Origin of the sequence: Citrobacter sp. Ce104 (assembly GCF_030334595.1) — a bacterium.
Taxonomy (GTDB): domain Bacteria; phylum Pseudomonadota; class Gammaproteobacteria; order Enterobacterales; family Enterobacteriaceae; genus Citrobacter; species Citrobacter europaeus.
The window spans coordinates 726,847-746,299 of the sequence record NZ_JAOWDP010000068.1; the positions used below are offsets into that span (position 1 = coordinate 726,847).

The 19,453-nt window shown below is 53.0% G+C and carries 17 protein-coding genes; 11 read left to right on the forward strand and 6 right to left on the reverse strand.

The annotated features are described in order from the left end of the window. Nucleotides 1–76: 76 nt before the first annotated feature. On the forward strand, nucleotides 77–1,516 hold the full coding sequence (gene mdtQ, locus OGW16_RS21880) for a multidrug resistance outer membrane protein MdtQ (protein WP_286518845.1): 1,440 nt from the start codon (nucleotides 77–79) through the stop codon (nucleotides 1,514–1,516). A gap of 17 nt (nucleotides 1,517–1,533) precedes the next feature. Here mdtQ and OGW16_RS21885 read toward each other — a convergent pair whose 3' ends face one another. After that, complete coding sequence (locus tag OGW16_RS21885; RefSeq protein WP_043016941.1) at nucleotides 1,534–2,121, reverse strand: DedA family protein; 588 nt, start codon at nucleotides 2,119–2,121, stop codon at nucleotides 1,534–1,536. A 162-nt stretch (nucleotides 2,122–2,283) separates the two neighbouring features. Between OGW16_RS21885 and OGW16_RS21890 the strand changes: the two genes are divergently transcribed. Together OGW16_RS21890 and pbpG are read left to right on the forward strand one after the other, a co-directional pair. Beyond that, a complete protein-coding gene (locus OGW16_RS21890) occupies nucleotides 2,284–2,871 on the forward strand; it encodes a Yip1 family protein (protein ID WP_043016940.1) in 588 nt (195 codons plus the stop codon). 180 nt (nucleotides 2,872–3,051) lie between these two features. Further along, nucleotides 3,052–3,999, forward strand: a complete 948-nt coding sequence (pbpG, locus tag OGW16_RS21895) for a D-alanyl-D-alanine endopeptidase (protein WP_043016939.1) — start codon at nucleotides 3,052–3,054, stop codon at nucleotides 3,997–3,999. Between the two features lie 102 nt (nucleotides 4,000–4,101). Here pbpG and dld read toward each other — a convergent pair whose 3' ends face one another. Then, nucleotides 4,102–5,811, reverse strand: coding sequence for a D-lactate dehydrogenase (gene dld, locus OGW16_RS21900; RefSeq protein WP_043016938.1), 1,710 nt, complete (start codon nucleotides 5,809–5,811; stop codon nucleotides 4,102–4,104). Nucleotides 5,812–6,043: 232 nt separating this feature from the next. On the opposite strand from dld, the gene bglX reads away from it, so the two are divergent. The 5 genes from bglX (at nucleotide 6,044) to OGW16_RS21925 (ending at nucleotide 12,327) form a co-directional block, all read left to right on the forward strand. Beyond that, on the forward strand, nucleotides 6,044–8,341 hold the full coding sequence (gene bglX, locus OGW16_RS21905; RefSeq protein WP_072033350.1) for a beta-glucosidase BglX: 2,298 nt from the start codon (nucleotides 6,044–6,046) through the stop codon (nucleotides 8,339–8,341). A 231-nt stretch (nucleotides 8,342–8,572) separates the two neighbouring features. Then, the gene (gene osmF, locus OGW16_RS21910; RefSeq protein WP_075145921.1) at nucleotides 8,573–9,490 is read left to right on the forward strand and encodes a glycine betaine ABC transporter substrate-binding protein OsmF; all 918 of its coding nucleotides are present in this window, start codon (nucleotides 8,573–8,575) and stop codon (nucleotides 9,488–9,490) included. Between the two features lie 15 nt (nucleotides 9,491–9,505). After that, nucleotides 9,506–10,672 carry an ABC transporter permease gene (locus OGW16_RS21915; protein ID WP_043016936.1) on the forward strand — a complete coding sequence of 389 codons (1,167 nt, stop codon included), beginning with the start codon at nucleotides 9,506–9,508 and terminating at the stop codon, nucleotides 10,670–10,672. Beyond that, nucleotides 10,665–11,612 (forward strand): ABC transporter ATP-binding protein, encoded by a 948-nt coding sequence (locus tag OGW16_RS21920; protein ID WP_286518849.1) that lies wholly within the window; start codon nucleotides 10,665–10,667, stop codon nucleotides 11,610–11,612. Before OGW16_RS21915 ends, OGW16_RS21920 begins: the two co-directional genes overlap by 8 nt. Further along, nucleotides 11,596–12,327, forward strand: a complete 732-nt coding sequence (locus tag OGW16_RS21925) for an ABC transporter permease (RefSeq protein WP_286518851.1) — start codon at nucleotides 11,596–11,598, stop codon at nucleotides 12,325–12,327. Before OGW16_RS21920 ends, OGW16_RS21925 begins: the two co-directional genes overlap by 17 nt. Here OGW16_RS21925 and OGW16_RS21930 read toward each other — a convergent pair. Continuing rightward, nucleotides 12,308–12,415, reverse strand: coding sequence for a protein YohO (locus OGW16_RS21930; RefSeq protein ID WP_003027354.1), 108 nt, complete (start codon nucleotides 12,413–12,415; stop codon nucleotides 12,308–12,310). The genes OGW16_RS21925 and OGW16_RS21930 overlap by 20 nt on opposite strands. 259 nt (nucleotides 12,416–12,674) lie before the next feature. Further along, the gene (gene mlrA, locus OGW16_RS21935) at nucleotides 12,675–13,406 is read right to left on the reverse strand and encodes an HTH-type transcriptional regulator MlrA (RefSeq protein WP_043016933.1); all 732 of its coding nucleotides are present in this window, start codon (nucleotides 13,404–13,406) and stop codon (nucleotides 12,675–12,677) included. Between the two features lie 225 nt (nucleotides 13,407–13,631). Between mlrA and OGW16_RS21940 the strand changes: the two genes are divergently transcribed. The 3 genes from OGW16_RS21940 to OGW16_RS21950 are packed head-to-tail and all read left to right on the forward strand — an operon-like array spanning nucleotide 13,632 to nucleotide 16,550. Beyond that, entirely contained in the window at nucleotides 13,632–15,317 is a 1,686-nt protein-coding gene (locus OGW16_RS21940; protein WP_043016932.1) for a sensor histidine kinase, read from the forward strand. Continuing rightward, the gene (btsR, locus tag OGW16_RS21945) at nucleotides 15,314–16,033 is read left to right on the forward strand and encodes a two-component system response regulator BtsR (RefSeq protein ID WP_003840155.1); all 720 of its coding nucleotides are present in this window, start codon (nucleotides 15,314–15,316) and stop codon (nucleotides 16,031–16,033) included. The genes OGW16_RS21940 and btsR overlap by 4 nt, the downstream gene beginning before the upstream one ends. A gap of 46 nt (nucleotides 16,034–16,079) precedes the next feature. Further along, nucleotides 16,080–16,550, forward strand: a complete 471-nt coding sequence (locus OGW16_RS21950; protein ID WP_043017948.1) for a YehS family protein — start codon at nucleotides 16,080–16,082, stop codon at nucleotides 16,548–16,550. A gap of 44 nt (nucleotides 16,551–16,594) precedes the next feature. On the opposite strand, the gene OGW16_RS21955 is transcribed toward OGW16_RS21950, so the two are convergent. Next, a complete protein-coding gene (locus OGW16_RS21955; protein ID WP_080624929.1) occupies nucleotides 16,595–17,053 on the reverse strand; it encodes a YehR family lipoprotein in 459 nt (152 codons plus the stop codon). A 210-nt stretch (nucleotides 17,054–17,263) separates the two neighbouring features. Next, a complete protein-coding gene (metG, locus tag OGW16_RS21960; RefSeq protein WP_087051330.1) occupies nucleotides 17,264–19,297 on the reverse strand; it encodes a methionine--tRNA ligase in 2,034 nt (677 codons plus the stop codon). Between the last annotated feature and the right edge of the window lie 156 nt (nucleotides 19,298–19,453).

Below are 19,453 nucleotides of genomic sequence, written 5' to 3' on the forward strand. Positions count from 1 at the left end.
TATTGCCACGCGTAACTAAAAAAGCAGGAACGACAAGTCGTAATCTCTGCACATCTTTTCTTACCTGTATATCTCCATGAATCGTAATTCCGTTTTAGTCCCGGCGGCATTGTTGCCGCTTTTTATTCTGATGTCAGGCTGCGCGCCTATGCATGATGACCGCCAGTCTCTGTCGCAGCAGGCTCCTGCTGCGAATGTCGATACCACATTGCCCGCAGCGTTAAAAAATGGCTGGCCGGACAGCCAGTGGTGGAAGGCATACCATGACCCCCAGCTTAATGCGTTGATTGACAGCACGTTGCGAAATTCTCCTGATATGCAGGTAGCGGAACAGCGCATTCAACTGGCGGAGGCACAGGCTAAGGCGGTGGAGGCGCAGGATGGCCCGGAGATCGACTTCTCCGCGGACGTTGAGCGTCAGAGAATGTCAGCCGAAGGGCTGATGGGACCGTTTGCCATTACCGATCCGGCCGCCGGGACGACAGGGCCGTGGTACACCAACGGCACCTTTGGTTTAACCGCAGGCTGGAATCTGGATCTGTGGGGTAAGAATCGGGCTGAAGTGACGGCGCGTATAGGGGCCGTTAAGGCGCGTGAAGCCGAGCGTGAGCAAACCCGACAGCTGCTGGCGAGCGGCGTGTCTCGACTGTACTGGGAATGGCAAACGCAGGCCGCGCTGAAAACCGTGCTGACGCAAATCGAAACTGAGCAGCAAAACGTGATTACCGTCGATCGCCAGCTGTATCAAAACGGTCTTACTTCTTCAGTGGAAGGCGTTGAAACCGACATCGATTCCAGCAAGACAGAGCAGCAGTTAAACGACGTCAGCGGTAAAATGAAGGTCATCGAGGCGCGACTGAGCGCGCTGACCAATGCCCAGTCCACTGCCCTGAAGCTCCATACGACCAAACTGCCTGCGGTCGAAAGTCAGCTCCCGTCCCAGTTAGGTTACTCGCTACTGGCCCGCCGACCGGATTTACAGGCGGCGCACTGGTACATCGAATCATCGCTGAGCAGCATTGATGCGGCGAAAGCGGCGTTTTATCCCGATGTGAATCTGATGGCGTTTTTACAACAGGATGCGTTACATCTGAGCGACCTGTTCCGCCATTCCGCACAGCAAATGGGTGTCACAGCCGGACTCACGCTGCCTATTTTCGACAGCGGCAGACTAAATGCGAATCTCGACATAACCAAAGCCCAAAGCAACCTGACGGTGGCGAATTACAATAAAGCCGTGGTAGATGCAGTGAATGACGTGGCGCGAGCAGCTTCGCAGGTGGAAACACTGGCGCAGAAAAATCAGCATCAGCAGCAGATTGAGCATGATGCCCAGCGCGTCGTGGGTCTGGCGCAGGCGCGCTTTAATGCCGGTATTATTGCTGGCTCCCGGGTCAGCGAGGCAAAGATCCCGGCTTTACGCGAGCAGTGCAACGGTCTGCTTTTACAAGGCCAGTGGCTGGATGCCTCAATCCAGTTGACCAGCGCGCTGGGTGGTGGTTATCACGCGTCCTGACTGTTCGGCCCGCGGTGTTAAGCTGTCGGGCCATTTTCATTGCGCTTACGTGCGCTTCGCCGTTTCATCCACCAGCGGACGCCCGCGACTATCCCGATAACCAGCACCAGCCAGATGCCATGCTTGATATGCTGGTCAAGGCTGTGCAGCCACGGCGCAATCACTTCGCCACCGACATAGCCGAGAGTGGTAAATAGCGATGCCCAGACAAATGCGCCAAGAATATTCAACGGTAAAAAAATCTTCGGCGGCAGGTGACTGGCGCCAATCAGCAAAGGACCAATAACGCGAAAGCCATACATAAAGCGCGTACCGACCACAAACAGGTAAGGACGTCGCTGGATCATCTTTTGTGCATAATCAATTTTTGCCTGATGGCGCGAGAAACGCTGCAAAATTTTGCCGCCAAAACGGCGTCCGAGTAAATAGAGCAACTGATCGCCAATCATCCCACCCAGTGCGACCGAGAGTACCACCAGCGGAAATTTCAGAACGCCCTGATGTGCCGCCACGCCGCCTAACAGGGTAATGGTTTCGCCTTCCGCCAGGCTGCCGATGATTAACGCAGCATAGCCGTATTGCGCAACATAATGATTTATATCCATACGATTGTATGACCTCCACTACTAATAGCATACACCCTATGAATATTTGATGCCGGAAAAGCACAACCTGGCGCTTTGGTATTTTTCCTGTGTACATAAAATAATCAAAAGCTGAATTATACTTGAAGTGTTGAGGTCCGGAGCTGACAAGAAGGGGGCGGTATGAACCATGTCTGGGGGCTGTTTTCCCATCCCGATCGTGAAATGCACGTGATCAACAGCGAAAACGAAAGTGTTTCGCATCACTATACCCACCATGTACTGCTGATGGCGGCAATCCCGGTTATTTGCGCGTTTATCGGCACCACGCAAATCGGCTGGAATTTTGGCGATGGCAATATCCTGAAATTATCCCTGTTAACCGGATTGGCGATGGCGATTCTGTTTTACGGGGTGATGCTGGCAGGCGTCGCCGTCATGGGCCGGGTTATCTGGTGGATGGCGCGAAATTACCCGCAGCGTCCGTCGCTGGCGCATTGTATGGTGTTTGCCGGATATGTCGCGACGCCGCTGTTTTTAAGCGGGCTCGTCGCACTTTATCCGCTGGTCTGGCTGTGCGCATTGGTGGGGACCATCGCGCTGTTTTACACCGGCTATTTACTTTACCTCGGTATACCGACGTTCCTGAATATCACTCGTGAGGAAGGGTTAAGTTTTTCCAGTTCGACGCTGGCGATCGGTGTGCTGGTACTGGAAGTTTTGCTGGCTATTACGGTAATCCTGTGGGGTTACGGCTATCGGTTATTCTGACGGATAAACCTGTCTGCGCTGCGTTGTTGACGTAAAAGTCAGCAACGCAGCATTTCGAGACGATTCTCCTGTGGCGGCAAACCTGCCGGATCGCTATGATGCCTGAGCTAGCTTGAGATAATACTTAGTCTCAGGCGGTGTGCGTTGTGACGTGCGTGAACCATTATCAGAAATCTCATCATGCTGAAATTCCGAGTTTCATTATTAAGCCTTGCCCTGGTGCTGGCCGTTCCTTTTGCACCCCAAGCCGTGGCTAAAACGGCAACTACCGCAGCGGCTTCTCAACCTGAGATAGCATCCGGTAGCGCGATGATTGTTGATCTGAATACCAACAAAGTTATCTATTCGAACCATCCGGACCTTGTGCGTCCGATTGCGTCGATTACCAAATTAATGACGGCGATGGTGGTGCTTGATGCGCGACTGCCGCTGAATGAAAAGCTGAAAGTTGATATTAGCCAGACGCCGGAAATGAAAGGCATTTACTCTCGCGTTCGACTTAACAGCGAAATTAGCCGTAAAGACATGCTGTTGCTGGCGCTGATGTCATCAGAAAACCGCGCGGCGGCGAGCCTGGCGCATCATTACCCGGGCGGATATAACGCGTTTATCAAAGCCATGAATGCCAAAGCGAAATCGCTCGGTATGACTCAGACACGCTTTGTTGAACCCACCGGCTTATCGATTCATAACGTTTCGACGGCCCGGGACTTAACCAAACTGCTGATTGCCAGCAAACAGTATCCGCTGATTGGCCAGCTAAGTACGACGCGCGAAGATATGGCGACGTTTGCCAATCCGGCGTATACGCTGCCGTTTCGTAACACCAACCATTTGGTATACCGCGATAACTGGAATATTCAGTTAACGAAAACCGGGTTTACCAATGCGGCGGGTCACTGTCTGGTGATGCGCACGGTGATTAATAACAAACCGGTGGCGCTGGTGGTGATGGATGCATTTGGTAAATATACCCACTTTGCCGATGCCAGCCGTTTACGTACCTGGATTGAAACGGGCAAGGTGATGCCGGTTCCGGCGGCGGCGCTGAGCTATAAAAAGCAAAAAGCCGCGCAGATGGCGGCGGCAGGTTCGGCGACGGGCGAGCAAATCGCACAGAACGATTAAACAAGACGTCTTATCCGGCCTGCACAAAACTAATGTGGCTGTAGGCCGGGCAAGCGAAGCGCCCCCGGCAACATGCCCGGTGGCGCTTATCTTTTTTTTGCTTTACGACTCTTTCCAGAACTTCTGCTTACTCGTTTTCCCAATACCCGGATTCATACTGTTGGTGGGATCGTTCTCACGGTAAAAACGGGTCAAGGTTTCCGGCGCCTGATACAGATGCCCGACGTTGTGCTCTGCCGGATACTGCGCCCCACGCTCGCGCAGGAGTTCCAGCATCTGCTCTTTCAGCGCATGCGCATCCACGCCTTTTTTCACAATGTAATCCTGATGGAAGACGTAGCACATAAAGTGACCGTAATAGAGTTTGTGCACCAGTTGGCTGTCGATCTCTGGAGGCAGATGCTCGTACCATTCGGTATCGTTACGGCGTAGCGCGATATCCAGCGCCAGAATATCTTCCACTTCATCGGCATGCACGGCCTGATAACGTATAGCCGCGCCAGCCGCCGCAAAGCGGTGTAAAAACGCCTTGCTGCCTTCTTCCGCGGTACAGGCAAAGAAATCACCTTCAGCGGTTTTGAAATATTCGCTAAGCCAGTTTTGCGCTTCAGCCACGCCGCCGCCGGCCATTTTTAACAGCAGGTGATGTTCGTACTTATCGCGCCAGCTTTTCATGCGTGCCGGTAAGTGGCTGGGGAACAAATGACCAAATTTCTGCATTGCGCGATCGGTGAAGTGCGGACGGAAAATTTTCACTTTTTCCAGCATCGCATCGGTGCGACCTTTCAGGGTGAAGAAGAACGGCATTTTGTCGGTGCCGAGCTTGTCGATCATCAGAAACGTATCTTTGCCGTATTGCTCAGCAATGTCGTAAATATCGCGGTGCATGTATTCACCGGCGACCGGCAGATGCTCAAATTTTGCCAGAATATGCCGGCGGATCTCTGTCAATACCTCTGGCTGGTTGGTGCCGATATAAAAGACCTGCTGGTTTTTTTCGGCTTCGAAGGTGTCCAGGCGCACGGCGAAAACCGCGAGCTTGCCGGCACAACCGGATGATTCAAACAATCTATCCGGGTCGGCGTTATAGCGTGCAGGCGTGTCCGCCTCGATATCTCTGACGCGGGTAACGTAGTCGTGATCGTGCGCATGACGCCCGTCATGGCGGACATCGTCATCTTTAATCCGCTCGTCATCAAGTTTGCTCAGGATCTGCTCCGGGGTCTGGCCCAGCTCGATACCCAGATGGTTAACCAGCTGTAATTTGCCCTGTTCGTCAATACGCGCAAACAGCGACATCTCCGTGTATGCCGGACCGCGCTGTACCAGCGAGCCGCCGGAGTTGTTGCAAATGCCGCCGATAACCGAAGCGCCGATGCAAGACGAACCGATCACTGAATGCGGCTCACGGCCAAACGGTTTGAGCGCTTTTTCCAGCGAATAAAGCGTGGTTCCAGGGTAAGCCAAAACCTGTTCGCCTTTGCCAATGACGTGCAGCTTATCAAGACGCAGAGTGCTGATAATGACAATCTCGCGGTCATAATCATTACCGCTCGGCGTAGAGCCTTCGGTCAGACCGGTGTTTGCGGCCTGCATCAGGATGATTTTATCTGCGGCGACGCAGGCGCTCAAAACGCGCCACAGTTCTAAAAGCGAGCCCGGGAACACGACGGCAAGCGCATCGCCCTGGCCGGAGCGGAAGCCCTTGCGATAGCGGGCGGTTTTAGCAGGGTCTGTGAGCAGGTGTGAATGACCCACCAGACGGGTCAGTTCATTCAGAAAAGCTTTATTATCTGTTGTAATGGAAGACATTCTCCACTCCTTGTGGTGGGACTCAATATCAGGAACAAGCATAGCGCTTTGTATGACAATACGCTTTCTCATTCATAATGTCTCTGGTTCGTCTTCTACTGATTCGCGCTGGTTTTGAAAATTAGGAGAATAACCTTAGCTTTCTTTATCGCTCCCGTTTAGTCTTACGGCAAACTGCGGTTTTTGTTATATTTTCGCTGCCTCGTCGGGAAAAAATAAAGAGAGAATCAACATGAAATGGCTATGTTCTGTAGGTGTCGCGGTGAGTCTGGCGTTGCAACCCGCGTTGGCGGACACTCTGTTTGGTAACCATCCGCTGACGCCAGAAGCGCGGGATGCCTTCGTTACCGATTTACTCAAGCAGATGACCGTGGATGAGAAAATTGGGCAACTCCGTTTGATAAGCGTCGGGCCTGATAATCCGAAAGAAGCCATCCGCGAGATGATCAAAGACGGGCAGGTTGGGGCAATTTTTAATACCGTCACACGCCAGGATATTCGCAAAATGCAGGATCAGGTGATGGAACTCAGCCGCCTGAAAATCCCTCTCTTTTTTGCCTACGACGTATTACACGGTCAGCGTACCGTGTTCCCAATTAGCCTCGGTCTGGCGTCCTCCTTTAATCTCGATGCGGTCAGAACCGTTGGTCGGGTTTCTGCGTATGAAGCCGCCGATGATGGTCTGAATATGACCTGGGCGCCGATGGTCGACGTCTCGCGCGATCCGCGCTGGGGGCGTGCCTCAGAAGGATTTGGTGAAGATACGTATTTGACCGCCACAATGGGCAAAACCATGGTGGAAGCGATGCAGGGGAAAAGCCCGGCCGACAGGTATTCGGTGATGACCAGCGTTAAGCACTTCGCCGCCTATGGCGCGGTTGAGGGCGGCAAGGAATATAACACCGTCGATATGAGCCCGCAGCGTCTGTTCAACGACTACATGCCGCCGTACAAAGCCGGACTGGATGCTGGTAGCGGTGCGGTGATGGTAGGGCTTAATTCGCTGAACGGCACGCCAGCAACCTCGGATGCCTGGCTGTTAAAAGACGTGCTGCGCGATGAGTGGGGCTTTAAGGGCATCACCGTTTCCGATCACGGCGCGATTAAGGAACTGATTAAGCACGGCACCGCCTCCGATCCTGAAGATGCAGTGCGCGTGGCGATCAAGTCCGGCATCAACATGAGCATGAGCGATGAGTATTACAGCAAATACCTGCCGGGGTTGATTAAGTCAGGCAAAGTCACGATGGCGGAACTGGATGACGCCGCGCGCCACGTGCTGAACGTGAAATATGATATGGGCCTGTTTAACGATCCGTACAGCCATCTGGGGGCCAAAGAATCTGACCCGCAGGACACCAATGCTGAAAGCCGATTGCATCGCAAAGAAGCGCGTGAAGTGGCGCGTGAAAGTCTGGTACTGCTGAAGAACCGTCTGGAAACATTGCCGCTGAAAAAATCCGCCACCGTGGCGGTTGTCGGTCCGCTGGCTGACAGCAAGCGTGATGTCATGGGCAGTTGGTCTGCTGCCGGTGTGGCCGATCAGTCGGTAACGGTGCTGACGGGGATTAAAAACGCCATCGGTGAGCAGGGTAAAGTGGTGTACGCGAAAGGGGCGAACATCACCAACGACAAAGGCATTGTTGATTTCCTCAATCTGTATGAAGAGGCGGTGAAGGTTGACCCGCGTTCGCCGCAGGCGATGATCGATGAGGCCGTTAACGCCGCGAAGCAGTCTGACGTCGTGGTCGCGGTCGTCGGTGAGGCGCAGGGAATGGCGCATGAAGCTTCCAGCCGCACCGATATCACTATTCCACAGAGTCAGCGTGACCTGATTGCCGCGCTGAAAGCCACGGGTAAACCGTTGGTTCTGGTGCTGATGAATGGACGTCCGCTGGCGCTGGTTAAGGAAGACCAACAGGCCGATGCGATCCTTGAAACCTGGTTTGCCGGGACGGAAGGCGGTAACGCCATCGCCGATGTGCTGTTTGGCGATTACAACCCGTCAGGTAAGCTGCCGATGTCTTTCCCGCGCTCCGTTGGACAGATCCCGGTCTATTACAGCCATCTCAATACCGGCCGCCCATATAATGCCGATAAGCCGAATAAGTACACGTCGCGCTACTTTGATGAAGCGAATGGTCCGTTGTATCCCTTTGGCTATGGCCTGAGCTATACCACGTTCACGGTTTCTGATGTGAAACTCTCTTCCCCAACGATGAAGCGTGACGGGACAGTGACGGCCAGCGTGCAGGTGACCAACACCGGCAAGCGCGAAGGTGCGACGGTTATTCAGATGTATTTGCAGGATGTGACCGCGTCAATGAGTCGTCCGGTAAAACAGCTGAAAGGTTTTGAGAAAGTAAATCTTAAGCCGGGCGAAACCCAGACCGTAAGCTTCCCGATTGACGTTGAAGCGCTGAAGTTTTGGAACCAGCGCATGCAATACGATGCGGAACCGGGCAAGTTCAACGTCTTTATCGGCGTTGATTCTGCCAGAGTGAAGCAGGGCGAATTTGAGCTGCTGTAATTGATGAATAAAGCCACGCATCATGCCTGATGGCGTTACGCTTACCAGGCTGACTAAATAGAATCATCCGGCAAATTCACTTTGGGTTTGCCGGATTTTTTTATTTTATTATCGCCTTACCGCTAATAACTCTCAGTGTTACTACCCAATTGCCAGGTTAAGGCTTGATTTTTCGACTATGCTTTTTCCTCAAGTCTCTGAAAAGGGCCGCAAAAGGATGAGGAGTACAGCATGATAATCTCAAAAGTATGGGTGGGCTCACTGGCGCTTTTAGCCGCGATAAGCTTACCCTTACAGGCCGCGTCACCCGTCACGGTCGGTTCAAAAATAGATACCGAAGGGGCGCTGCTCGGCAACATTATTTTGCAGGTGCTCGAAAGTCACGGCGTGAAAACCGTCAATAAAGTACAGCTGGGTACCACTCCGGTAGTGCGTGGAGCCATCACCTCCGGTGAGCTGGATATTTATCCGGAATATACCGGCAATGGGGCATTCTTTTTTAAAGATGAGAATGATCCTGCGTGGAAGAATGCGCAGGCCGGTTTCGACAAAGTGAAAAAGCTGGACGCAGAGCAAAATAAGCTGGTCTGGCTAACGCCTGCGCCCGCCAACAATACCTGGACCATTGCTATACGCCAGGATATCGCACAAAAGAACAAGCTAGAGTCGCTTGCTGATTTAGGTCGTTACCTGAAAGACGGGGGAACGTTCAAGCTTGCCGCCTCTGCGGAATTCATCGAACGCGCTGACGCGTTGCCTGCGTTTGAAAAAGCCTATGATTTCAAGCTGAAGCAAAATCAGTTGTTGTCGCTGGCGGGTGGTGATACCGCGGTGACAATTAAAGCGGCGGCGCAGCAGACTTCTGGAGTCAATGCGGCGATGGCCTACGGCACCGACGGTCCGGTTGCGGCGCTCGGTCTGCAAACATTAAGCGATCCAAAAGGCGTCCAGCCCATTTATGCCCCTGCGCCCGTTGTGCGTGAATCGGTGCTGAAGGACTACCCGCAAATGGGAGAATGGCTACAACCGGTATTTGCCAGCCTGGATGAAAAAACGCTGCAACAACTGAATGCCAGTATTGCCGTGGAGGGGCTGGATGCGAAAAAAGTCGCAGCAGACTACCTGAAGCAAAAAGGATGGGTGAAGTAACGGAGTTTGCAGCGGGTGGGTGTTTTGTCGAAAATTTCAGTAAATCGGGTGTTGCTGCTGCTGGTGCTTCTTACCTTCGCGGCGGCAGCGCTTCCTTTCATTAGCTATGCTCCCAATCGCCTGGTTTCCGGCGAAGGTCGTCAACTCTGGGATATCCGGCCCGACATGGCGTGGGGATTGGCGGTGGCTTGCTTGCTGCTGTTTCTTCTGTGCTTTGTACCGGGAAAGTCCGGCAATATATTGACGCTTGTTATTAGCCAGCTGTTGGTGATTGCGGCGCTGGTAACCGCAGGAGCAACGGCAACGTATCTGGCCCAGACCGGTAGCCCGCTGGCCAGAACCAGTCTGGGCAGCGGGTTCTGGTTGGGACTGGGGCTGATGCTGCTGGCCGCCAGTGACGCCATTCGTCGCATCACCGAACAGGCATCATGGCGATGGCTGTTGCATGCGCAAATGTTTATTTTGCCGCTGGTGCTTTTGTTCTCCGGCACGTTTAACGATCTTTCTCTGCTTAAAGAATATGCCAACCGTCAGGATGTCTTTAATGACGCACTGGCGCAACATCTGACAATTCTGTTCGCTACCGTGGTGCCCGCGATGCTCATTGGCGTGCCGCTGGGCGTCTGGTGTGCTTTTTCTGTCGCTCGCCAGGGGCCGGTATTTGCTGCACTGAATATCATCCAGACCATTCCCTCCGTCGCGCTGTTTGGCCTGTTAATTGCGCCCCTCGCCGGGCTGGTGAAGCACTTTCCGGTGTTGGGTTCGCTTGGCGTCGCCGGAACCGGTCTGACGCCTGCGCTTATTGCGTTGGTGCTGTATGCGCTCTTACCGCTGGTTCGCGGCGTAGTGGCTGGATTGAATCAGGTTCCACGCGATGTGCTGGAAAGCGCCCGGGCGATGGGGATGAGCGCGCGGCAGCGGTTTATCTCGGTGCAGTTTCCACTGGCGTTGCCGGTCTTCTTGCGCAGCTTGCGGGTGGTCATGATCCAGACAGTGGGGATGGCGGTGATTGCCGCGCTGATTGGTGCAGGGGGATTTGGCGCGCTGGTCTTTCAGGGATTGCTCAGTAGCGCCGTTGATTTAGTTCTGCTGGGTGTGATCCCGGTAGTTGTGCTGGCAGTGTTGATTGATGCGCTGTTTGATTTAGGTCTCGCGCTGCTAAAGGTATCGAATAATGATTGAATTTCGCCATGTCAGTAAAACCTATGGTCAGCACAGGGCCGTCGATGACCTTAATCTGAAGTTAGGGGAGGGCAGCTTTTCGGTATTAATTGGTACGTCGGGTTCGGGGAAGTCCACCACGCTGAAGATGATCAACCGTCTGGTTGAGCATGACAGCGGGCAGATCCGATTTGCCGGGGAGGAGATCCGCAGCCTGCCGGTGCTGGAGTTACGACGACGTATGGGGTACGCGATTCAGTCGATTGGTTTGTTTCCACACTGGACCGTTGCGCAGAACATCGCCACCGTACCACAGCTGCAAAAGTGGCCGCGCTCACGTATTGATGACCGAACAGATGAACTGATGGCACTGCTGGGTCTTGAGGCGAGTTTGCGTCACCGTTATCCGCATCAGCTTTCCGGCGGACAGCAGCAGCGGGTCGGGGTTGCGCGTGCGTTGGCGGCAGACCCGCAGGTGCTATTGATGGATGAGCCTTTTGGCGCGTTGGATCCGGTCACCCGCGGTGCGCTGCAACTGGAGATGACGCGCATTCACCGTCTGCTGGGGCGTACCATTGTGCTGGTCACACATGATATCGATGAGGCGCTGAGGCTGGCGGAGCATCTGGTTCTGATGGATGCAGGAAAGGTTGTGCAGCAAGGTGCGCCGCTGTCGATGCTGACTGCGCCAGCGAATGATTTCGTGCAAACCTTTTTTGGCCGTAGTGAACTGGGCGTAAGGCTGTTGTCACTGCGCACGGTAGGTGATTTTATCCGTTGCGGCGAACGCTCAGATGGTGAACCGCTGGTGGATGAGATGACGCTTCGTGATGCGTTGTCGGTGTTTGTGGCGCGCGGTTGCGAGGTTTTACCGGTTGTGACGCCGCAGGGGTTGCCTTGCGGGACGCTTCATTTTCGCGATCTGCTTTCGGAGATGCCGACCCGTGAAACGTCTTGCTGATCCGCTGCTTTGGCTTGTTGCGCTGTTTCTGATCCTGTTGGTCGGGTTACCGCACAGTCAGGCCCTGTTTAGTTCGCTGTTTCCTGAGTTGCCGCGACCGGTGTATCAGCAGGAAAGTTTTACGGCGCTGGCGTTAAGCCACTTTGCGCTGGTGGGGATTTCAAGTCTTATTGCCGTCATCATCGGCACGGGGGCGGGAGTTGTGGTAACCCGGTCCTGGGGCGTGGAATTCAGGCCGATGGTGGAAACGATTGCTGCCGTGGGGCAGACTTTTCCTCCGGTCGCCGTGCTGGCAATCGCCGTACCGGTGATGGGGTTTGGGCTTGAACCCGCGATTATCGCGCTGATCCTGTATGGCGTGTTACCGATCCTGCAGGCAACGCTGGCGGGACTCGGCGGCATTTCTCCCAGCGTGATGGAGGTAGCCAGCGGAATGGGAATGAGTCAGAGCCAGCGGCTGCGCAAAGTGGAGTTGCCGCTGGCGGCACCGGTCATCCTGGCGGGGATTCGCACGTCGGTGATTATTAATATCGGCACCGCAACAATCGCCTCAACCGTCGGGGCGAACACGCTGGGCACGCCGATTATTATCGGGCTTAGCGGGTTCAATACCGCTTATGTGATTCAGGGCGCGCTGCTGGTCGCGCTGGCGGCAGTGATAGTTGATCGCGGGTTTGAGCGATTAGCGAGCCGCCTTACCCGGCACGTAAAATGAATGTGTAGCCTGCCAGCATGACGCCGCCGATACCGCCGATAGCCATTAGCAGAAAGAGGGTGATAACACCGATTTTAGCTGCGCTCATTATGCACTCCTTATGTGAATTTAAGGATTGTACACTTTTGTTAATAGAATATTAAGAGCCTGGATCAGTAGGCGTTATTGGCGCAGACAGTTTGAACACGGACAGCGCGGAAGAACCGGAGCGTACACGTACTACGTGAGGATTATTCGCTACGCTCACCCTCCGGGCCGCCCTAAAGGGCGTTCAAAACTCTCTGAGTGTTGTCTGAGCACTGCCCAGGTTCGAAATGGCAAGCAAAATAGCCCTAATGGGCCAGGCTCTAAATACCGAGTGGATAAATATCGTGACCCAACGCGCGCCATTCGTTCAACTGTTGCTGCTGTGCGGGCGTTTGGCTCTCGCCGCACCAGACGAGTAAGGTTCGACCTTCAAACAACTCCGGTCGCAATTGGTTCAGCGAGTGGGCGAGGACGTCAACGCGCCATCCCTGCTGGCTGGCTACCCAACCCTCCAGCCATAAACGGGTGGTATCGTGAATGTTCCAGCCGACAACTAGGGCGTCTTTACCCTGTTTCTTGCGCGCCGAAGCCAGACAAATTGCGATGTAGTTGATGAGGACGCCGTCGAGGATCCCCAGTAACGCCTGCAGGATCGGCTGTTGGCATTGCAGGCGTCGGCGTAACGGAATGAACAAATGGGTATTGAGCGTTTGTGCGGGATAATCCTGACCGCGCTCCTTGATCCACAGTCTGAGGCTATGCAAATTATTACTTTGCAAATAGCTCAACAGCGTCTCTTGTTGTTCGCGCCAGCCGTTATGGACATCAATGTTCTCATTGCTGAGCAGCATTTTTACCTTACTGACCTGAACGCCGTTGTTTATCCAGCGTTTTATCTCACGGATCCTGTCGATATCCGCGTCGTTAAACAGGCGATGCCCGCCGTCTGTCCGCTGCGGTTTGAGTAATCCGTAACGCCTCTGCCACGCGCGTAAAGTGACAGGGTTGATATCACAAAGCAAAGCCACTTCACCTATTGTGTAAAGCGCCATCGTCGTCTCACTTATGCTCGCGAGGTCCCAGTTTTACTTTAGACGCTCTTTTGCGAACCAGGTAGTTTTGTCTGTTTTTTGTTCAACGAATGGGTGAATTTGTAGTCATGCTCGCGCTTTCGAGTGATCGTTCTCACAAATTCCTTTTTTTTTGCAACACTTCAAAGAAAGTTACGCGCAGCCCATGTATGTTACGCGCTTTTAAGTGATATGTGGTTGGCGGGTATGTACGAGTTTAATCTGGTGTTGCTGCTGCTTCAGCAGATGTGTGTGTTTCTCGTTATCGCGTGGCTCATGAGCAAAACGCGTTTGTTTATCCCGCTGATGCAGGTCACGATCCGGCTCCCGCATAAGCTGCTTTGCTACGTCACCTTTTCCATTTTCTGCATTTTGGGCACCTATTTCGGGCTGCACATTGATGATTCTATTGCCAACACCCGTGCTATTGGCGCGGTGATGGGCGGGCTGCTTGGCGGCCCGGTGGTTGGCGGTTTAGTCGGCCTGACCGGCGGCTTACATCGTTATTCCATGGGCGGAATGACGGCGCTCAGTTGCATGATTTCAACCATTGTGGAAGGTTTACTCGGCGGGCTGGTGCACAGTGTACTCACCCGTCGCGGTCGCACCGATAAAGTCTTTAGCCCACTGACCGCGGGGGCTATTACCTTTGTTGCCGAACTGGTGCAGATGCTGATCATCTTGTTAATTGCTCGTCCGTTCGATGACGCGTTTCGACTGGTCAGCAATATCGCCGCGCCGATGATGGTGACTAATACCGTGGGCGCGGCCCTGTTTATGCGTATTTTGCTCGATAAACGGGCGATGTTTGAAAAATATACCTCCGCTTTTTCCGCCACAGCGCTAAAAGTTGCTGCTTCCACGGAAGGTATATTGCGCCAGGGATTCAACGAGGTTAACAGCATGAAGGTTGCCCAGGTGCTGTATGAGGAGCTGGATATCGGCGCCGTGGCGATTACCGATCGCGAGAAGCTGCTGGCATTTACCGGTATTGGCGACGACCATCATCTGCCCGGTAAACCGATTTCCTCCTCGTACACCCAACGGGCGATAGAAACCGGCGAGGTGGTGTATGCCGATGGGAATGAAGTCCCTTACCGCTGCTCTTTGCATCCGCAATGTAAATTAGGCTCAACGTTGGTCATCCCTTTGCGGGGCGAAAACCAGCGGGTGATGGGGACTATCAAGCTGTATGAAGCCAAAAACCGTCTCTTTAGCTCGATCAACCGCACGCTGGGGGAAGGGATCGCCCAACTGCTTTCGGCGCAGATTCTGGCCGGGCAGTATGAGCGGCAAAAAGCGATGCTGACGCAGTCGGAAATCAAACTCCTGCATGCACAGGTGAATCCCCATTTTCTGTTTAATGCGCTCAACACCATTAAAGCCGTGATCCGACGCGATAGCGAGCAGGCCAGTCAACTGGTGCAGTATTTGTCGACGTTCTTTCGCAAAAACTTAAAGCGCCCGTCGGAGATTGTGACGCTGGCTGATGAAATTGAGCATGTTAACGCCTATCTGCAAATTGAAAAGGCGCGCTTTCAGTCGCGCCTGCAGGTGACCTTAACGGTGCCAGATGCGCTTGCTCATCAGCAATTACCCGCTTTCACCTTACAACCGATCGTGGAGAATGCCATCAAGCATGGTACCTCTCAGCTACTGGATACCGGGGAAGTGTCGATTACCGCCCGCCGCGAAGGGCTGTATCTGATGCTGGATATTGAAGACAACGCCGGGTTGTATCAGCCAACGTCTGAGGCCAGCGGATTGGGTATGAATCTGGTCGATAAACGACTGCGCGAGCGGTTTGGCGACGATTTTGGCATCAGCGTAGCGTGTGAACCTGACCGTTTTACCCGAATCACTTTACGACTTCCTCTGGAGGAACTGGCATGATCAAAGTGCTGATTGTCGATGACGAACCGTTAGCGCGGGAGAATCTGCGGATCCTGTTGCAGGAGCAAAGCGACATCGAGATTGTCGGGGAATGCTCGAATGCGGTGGAAGCCATCGGCGCGGTACATAAGCTGCGTCCGGATGTCCTGTTTCTTGATATTCAGATGCCGCGTATCAGCGGCCTGGAAATGGTCGGCATGCTTGATCCCGAGCATCGCCCGTACATTGTTTTCCTTACCGCCTTTGATGAGTATGCGGTGAAGGCCTTTGAAGAACACGCGTTTGATTATCTGCTCAAACCGATTGAAGAAGCGCGGCTGGAAAAAACGCTGATCCGTTTACGCCAGGAGCGCACCAAGCAGGATGTATCACTACTGCCCGAGAATCAGCAGGCGCTGAAGTTTATTCCGTGCAGCGGTCATAGCCGAATTTATCTGCTGCAAATGGATGATGTGGCGTTTATCAGCAGCCGTATGAGCGGCGTGTATGTGACCAGTAGCGATGGTAAAGAGGGGTTCACCGAACTGACGCTCAGAACGCTGGAAAGTCGTACTCCTCTGCTGCGCTGTCACCGGCAATATCTGGTGAATATGGCGCAATTGCAGGAGATCCGTCTGGAAGATAACGGTCAGGCGGAGCTGATTTTGCGTAACGGCCTGACCGTTCCGGTAAGCCGCCGTTATCTTAAAAGTCTAAAAGAGGCGATTGGACTGTAAAACTGATACACTGCGCGCCATTGCATCACCGACAGTTGAAGGCTCTATGCTAAGTAACGATATTCTTCGTAGCCTGCGCTACACCCTGAAAGCGAACAATAACGACATGGTGCGTATTCTTGCGCTTGCTGACATGGAATCCACCTCCGCAGGTTTCGATACCTGGATGACAAAAGAAGATGAAGACGGGTTTGTGCGCTGCCCGGATATCATTCTCTCCGGTTTTTTAAACGGACTGATTTATCATCTGCGTGGTAAAGATGATTCTGCGCCGGAACTGGCGCTTGAGCGTCGTGTTAACAACAATACGGTACTGAAAAAGCTGCGTATCGCTTTTTCGCTGAAAACCGATGATATTCTGGCCATTATGACCGGGCAGAAGTTTCGTGTGTCGATGCCGGAAATCACCGCCATGATGCGCGCGCCGGACCATAAGAATTATCGCGAATGCGGCGATCAGTTTCTACGTTATTTCCTGCGAGGTTTGACCTTCCACGTGCATAACGCGAAGTCTTAAAGCGTAAAGCGGGCGACCACGATGAATATCGGGTCGCCGGTGGTTTACTTCACTTCTTTAAAACCCGCCGATTCCATTACCGTTTGCATTTGCTTCATGCTGATGTTTTTATCGGCACTCTCAGAAAGCTTCATCCCGGAAATTGCCTGCAATGCTTTTATATCAACTTTTTCCATATCGATAGTGACATTTTCCTGCGCGTAGGTATCTGTATAGCTGAGCTTTTCTTCTATACCAGCGATATTTTGATATTTAGCGCTCAGCGCGTCGAATACTTTCGCGGCTTCTTCTTTATTGCTGGCGCCGATCGATGCATAGCTGATTTTACTTTCGGAGATCTGTTTCAGAACCTTATCGCCTTTATAGGTGTAAGAGACGGTAATATCCGAACCGTTAAGGTTGGCATTGAATGTTTTTGTCTCTTCTTTATCACCACATCCCGTCAGAGAAAAAACGACAACCGACGCAGCGACAAGTGAAACTAATTTTTGAAACGCTTTCATGTAAAACTCCATTTCATGAATGTTGGATGCTAAATAATAGCGCCAATGAATTTGATGGGACCGAACGGCCTTAATAGCAGAGCAGTATAGAATAAATCTAATCGCGTTGGCTGAGCAGTCCGAAAATGGAGTGAGGCAGTGTGTTTAAGATTAGGGATAAAATCATTCAGCAAAAAAAGCGCTGCAGTTGCAGCGCTTGAGATGTCTGATTTACTTCACCTGTTGGCCAGGTTTTGCGCCTTCGTCCGGGCTTAACAGGAAGATATCTTTCCCGCCAGGACCTGCCGCCATTACCATCCCTTCAGAAATGCCGAAGCGCATCTTACGAGGAGCCAGGTTAGCAACCATAATGGTCTGGCGTCCAATCAGGGTTTGTGGATCCGGATAAGCAGAACGAATGCCGGAGAAGACGTTACGCTTCTCGCCGCCGAGATCCAGCGTCAGACGCAGCAGTTTGTCGGAACCTTCCACGAATTCAGCGTTTTCAATTAGCGCCACGCGCAGGTCAACTTTGGCGAAATCGTCAAAGGTGATGGTTTCCTGAATTGGATCATCCGCCAGCGGGCCGATTACCGGTGCGGCAGCGGCTTTCACTTCTTCTTTCGATGCTTCCACCAGCGCTTCAACTTGTTTCATGTCAATGCGATTGTAGAGCGCCTTGAAGGTGTTGACCTTGTGACCGAGCAGCGGCTGCTCAATGGCATCCCAGCTCAGTTCGCAGTTCAGGAACGCTTCTACACGTTCAGCAAGCGTTGGCAGAACCGGCTTCAGGTAAGTCATCAGCACACGGAACAGGTTGATACCCATGGAACAGATCGCCTGCAGGTCGACATCGCGGCCTTCCTGTTTAGCCACGACCCACGGAGCCTGTTCGTCAACGTAGCGGTTTGCCACGTCGGCCAGCGCCATGATTTCACGGATAGCTTTGCCGAATTCACGACTTTCCCACGCTTCGCCAATCACCGTTGCGGCGTCGGTGAAGGTTTTATACAACGCCGGATCGGCCAGCTCAGCCGCCAGAACGCCGTCAAAACGCTTAGCGATAAAGCCCGCGTTACGTGAAGCCAGGTTGACCACTTTGTTAACGATATCGGCGTTTACGCGCTGGACAAAGTCTTCCAGGTTCAGGTCGATGTCATCAATGCGTGAAGAAAGCTTCGCGGTGTAGTAGTAGCGCAGACTGTCGGCATCAAAGTGCTTCAGCCAGGTGCTGGCCTTAATAAAGGTGCCGCGAGATTTGGACATCTTCGCGCCGTTCACCGTCACATAACCGTGTACGAACAGATTGGTCGGCTTACGGAAATTGCTGCCTTCCAGCATGGCAGGCCAGAACAGACTGTGGAAATAGACGATGTCTTTGCCAATGAAGTGATAAAGTTCGGCGTCGGAATCTTTCTTCCAATACTCTTCAAAACTGGTGGTGTCACCACGCTTATCGCACAGGTTTTTGAATGAACCCATGTAGCCAATAGGCGCATCCAGCCAGACGTAGAAGTACTTGCCTGGCGCATCCGGGATTTCAAAACCGAAGTACGGGGCATCGCGGGAAATATCCCACTGCTGCAGGCCGGACTCGAACCATTCCTGCATTTTGTTGGCAACCTGCTCCTGTAACGCGCCGCTGCGCGTCCAGGCCTGCAGCATCTCGCTGAAGGACGGCAGGTCAAAGAAGAAGTGTTCGGAGTCGCGCATTACCGGCGTCGCGCCAGAAACGACGGATTTCGGCTCGATAAGTTCGGTCGGGCTGTAGGTTGCGCCACAGACTTCACAGTTATCGCCGTATTGATCCGGTGATTTACATTTCGGGCAGGTGCCTTTAACAAAACGGTCCGGCAGGAACATGCCTTTTTCCGGATCGTAAAGCTGGGAGATTGTACGGTTCTTAATAAAACCGTTCTCCTTCAGGCGCGTGTAAATCAGCTCAGACAGCTCACGGTTTTCTTCGCTGTGCGTAGAGTGGTAGTTGTCATAGCTGATGTCAAAACCTGCAAAATCAGTCTGATGCTCCTGACTCATTTCACCGATCATCTGCTCTGGCGTGATCCCAAGCTGCTGCGCTTTCAGCATGATTGGCGTGCCGTGTGCGTCGTCCGCGCAGATGAAGTTAACCTGGTGGCCGCGCATTCGCTGGTAACGGACCCAGACATCAGCCTGGATGTGCTCCAGCATATGGCCGAGGTGGATTGAGCCGTTGGCGTACGGCAGTGCGCACGTTACCAGAATTTTCTTCGCGACTTGAGTCATAGTGGGCAATTACTTCTTTTGTAGTGAAAAGGGCTTTGATAGTACCAAAATGGTAATTACTGCGCCAAGCGATAAGGGCATTTATCCGTAAATGAATAATTGTTGCGGTTGGAGTAAACTACCTGGTGACTATTGTATATTCAGAACAACAAAAAG

What these genes read in the sequence shown, in the direction of transcription:
- mdtQ (WP_286518845.1), top strand. Translation starts at nt 77, where the DNA reads ATGAATCGTAATTCCGTTTTAGTCCCGGCGGCATTGTTGCCGCTTTTT.
- OGW16_RS21885 (WP_043016941.1), bottom strand. Translation starts at nt 2,121, where the DNA reads ATGGATATAAATCATTATGTTGCGCAATACGGCTATGCTGCGTTAATC.
- OGW16_RS21890 (WP_043016940.1), top strand. Translation starts at nt 2,284, where the DNA reads ATGAACCATGTCTGGGGGCTGTTTTCCCATCCCGATCGTGAAATGCAC.
- pbpG (WP_043016939.1), top strand. Translation starts at nt 3,052, where the DNA reads ATGCTGAAATTCCGAGTTTCATTATTAAGCCTTGCCCTGGTGCTGGCC.
- dld (WP_043016938.1), bottom strand. Translation starts at nt 5,811, where the DNA reads ATGTCTTCCATTACAACAGATAATAAAGCTTTTCTGAATGAACTGACC.
- bglX (WP_072033350.1), top strand. Translation starts at nt 6,044, where the DNA reads ATGAAATGGCTATGTTCTGTAGGTGTCGCGGTGAGTCTGGCGTTGCAA.
- osmF (WP_075145921.1), top strand. Translation starts at nt 8,573, where the DNA reads ATGATAATCTCAAAAGTATGGGTGGGCTCACTGGCGCTTTTAGCCGCG.
- OGW16_RS21920 (WP_286518849.1), top strand. Translation starts at nt 10,665, where the DNA reads ATGATTGAATTTCGCCATGTCAGTAAAACCTATGGTCAGCACAGGGCC.
- OGW16_RS21930 (WP_003027354.1), bottom strand. Translation starts at nt 12,415, where the DNA reads ATGAGCGCAGCTAAAATCGGTGTTATCACCCTCTTTCTGCTAATGGCT.
- mlrA (WP_043016933.1), bottom strand. Translation starts at nt 13,406, where the DNA reads ATGGCGCTTTACACAATAGGTGAAGTGGCTTTGCTTTGTGATATCAAC.
- OGW16_RS21940 (WP_043016932.1), top strand. Translation starts at nt 13,632, where the DNA reads ATGTACGAGTTTAATCTGGTGTTGCTGCTGCTTCAGCAGATGTGTGTG.
- btsR (WP_003840155.1), top strand. Translation starts at nt 15,314, where the DNA reads ATGATCAAAGTGCTGATTGTCGATGACGAACCGTTAGCGCGGGAGAAT.
- OGW16_RS21950 (WP_043017948.1), top strand. Translation starts at nt 16,080, where the DNA reads ATGCTAAGTAACGATATTCTTCGTAGCCTGCGCTACACCCTGAAAGCG.
- OGW16_RS21955 (WP_080624929.1), bottom strand. Translation starts at nt 17,053, where the DNA reads ATGAAAGCGTTTCAAAAATTAGTTTCACTTGTCGCTGCGTCGGTTGTC.
- metG (WP_087051330.1), bottom strand. Translation starts at nt 19,297, where the DNA reads ATGACTCAAGTCGCGAAGAAAATTCTGGTAACGTGCGCACTGCCGTAC.